Source organism: uncultured Cardiobacterium sp. (assembly GCF_938028185.1).
Taxonomy (GTDB): domain Bacteria; phylum Pseudomonadota; class Gammaproteobacteria; order Cardiobacteriales; family Cardiobacteriaceae; genus Cardiobacterium.
On record NZ_CALJAH010000075.1, the window covers coordinates 1 to 1703 of the forward strand.

A 1703-nucleotide genomic window follows, 5' to 3' on the forward strand; every position below is an offset into this window, starting at 1 on the left:
GTTGTACGGGGTTTTACCCCGGGAAACGGGAGCCTGCAACCCTTTTTTGTGGGCGCCCTGTTTTATTCCGGACAGTAGTGCTCCCCCACGGGGGAGGGCGCCATTTGGCGGAGGAATGGCTGCGCCAGCATCCGCGCTATGGAAGGAAGATGCCGCACCTTCGGAAAAACTGCGCCACACCGCCGGTTTTATCCACGCTGCCGCCCTTCGCCGCCGCCCGCCCGCCCTGTATAATGCGCACCGTTATTTTTCCGCTAACATCTTGAATCATCATTGGGTATTTCATGAATTTCCTGCATAAACGGCTTCAGCGCGCGGCCAGTCCCGCCGGGTTTGAGCGGCTGTCGGCAAGGGTGCTGCCGTGGCTCGCGCCGCTGGCGTGGGCGCTGCTCGCGCTCGGCACCGTCTGGGGGCTGGCGTTTGCGCCGATGGATTATCAGCAGAAGAACAGTTTTCGCATTATTTACATCCATGTACCGGCGGCGATGTTGTCGATGAGTATTTATGTGTTGCTTGCGCTGGCCTCATTGCTGTTTTTTGTCTGGCGCAGCCGCATCGCCGCCTTTTTCGCCCGCGCCGCCGCCCCGTATGGCGCGCTGATGACCGCCGTCGCCCTCGCCACCGGCGCGATTTGGGGCAAGCCCACCTGGGGCACGTTCTGGACGTGGGACGCGCGTCTGACTTCCGAGCTGATTCTGCTTTTTTTGTATCTCGCTTATATGTTGTTGCAGGCGAGTATTGAGGAGCGCGACCAGGCCGACCGCCTCGCCGCCATTCTCGCCATTGTCGGCGTGATTAACATCCCCATCATTCATTATTCGGTGCTGTGGTGGAATTCGCTGCATCAGGGCGCGACGCTTTTCCGCGCCGGGGGGCCGTCCATTGACGGCGCGATGCTCTGGCCGCTTATCGTGATGCTGCTCGCGTTTTATGCGCTGTTTGCGGTGTATATTCTGCGCGGCGTCGGCAATTTGATTCTGGAAGCCCGCATCCGGCGGCAGTTGGAGGGTTCATGAGTTTTGCCAGCCTAAGCGAGTTTTTCCGCATGGGGACGCACGGCGTGTACGTCTGGACGGCTTATGGCCTGACGCTCGCCGCCCTCGTCACCATTCATATATACGTCTGCCGCCGCCAACGCCGCCTGCGCCAAACCCTCGCAACCCTGAAACGCCACGATGACGCCCGCTAGAAAGAAACGCCTCACCCTCATCAGCCTGATTTTCGCCAGCTTCGCCGCTGCCGTCGCCCTCCTGCTCTACGCGATGCAAAATGACTTGAACCACTACTACTCGCTACAAAGCGTCGCCGAAAAGGCGGTGCCGCTGGAGCAGCCCGGCATCCGCGTCGGCGGCATGGTCGAGGAGCATTCGCTCACGCGCGAGGGCGACAGCCTTACCGTGCGTTTTCGCATCACCGATTTTCAGCATCCGTCGCTTGCCGTCACTTACACCGGCATCCTGCCCGACCTGTTCCGCGAGAAACAGGGGGTGATTGCGCGCGGCACCCTCGGCGCGGACGGCGTTTTCCGCGCTGACGAAATCCTTGCCAAGCACGACGAAAACTACCTGCCGCCGGAAGTGAAGGCGGACATGGAACGCAGCGGCTACCAGCACCAGAGCCAACAATGATCGTCGAAACCGGACACTACGCCCTCTGGCTCGCGGGTGCGATTGCGCTGTTGCAAGCCATCCTGCCGACCTTCT

General features: G+C 60.8%; 4 protein-coding genes. All 4 read left to right on the forward strand.

From position 1 onward, the window contains the following. Nucleotides 1-301: hypothetical protein (locus Q0349_RS02410; protein ID WP_298079266.1), on the forward strand; the 301-nt coding region annotated here is incomplete at its 5' end. After that, nucleotides 285-1016 carry a heme ABC transporter permease CcmC gene (gene ccmC / locus Q0349_RS02415; protein WP_298079267.1) on the forward strand — a complete coding sequence of 244 codons (732 nt, stop codon included), beginning with the start codon at nt 285-287 and terminating at the stop codon, nt 1014-1016. The genes Q0349_RS02410 and ccmC, both read left to right, overlap by 17 nt. Then, nucleotides 1013-1189 (forward strand): heme exporter protein CcmD, encoded by a 177-nt coding sequence (gene ccmD, locus Q0349_RS02420; RefSeq protein ID WP_298079268.1) that lies wholly within the window; start codon nt 1013-1015, stop codon nt 1187-1189. Before ccmC ends, ccmD begins: the two co-directional genes overlap by 4 nt. Continuing rightward, nucleotides 1176-1628: a cytochrome c maturation protein CcmE gene (ccmE, locus tag Q0349_RS02425; protein ID WP_298079270.1), complete on the forward strand. Its 453-nt coding sequence runs from the start codon at nt 1176-1178 to the stop codon at nt 1626-1628. The genes ccmD and ccmE overlap by 14 nt, the downstream gene beginning before the upstream one ends. Nucleotides 1629-1703 lie beyond the last annotated feature (75 nt).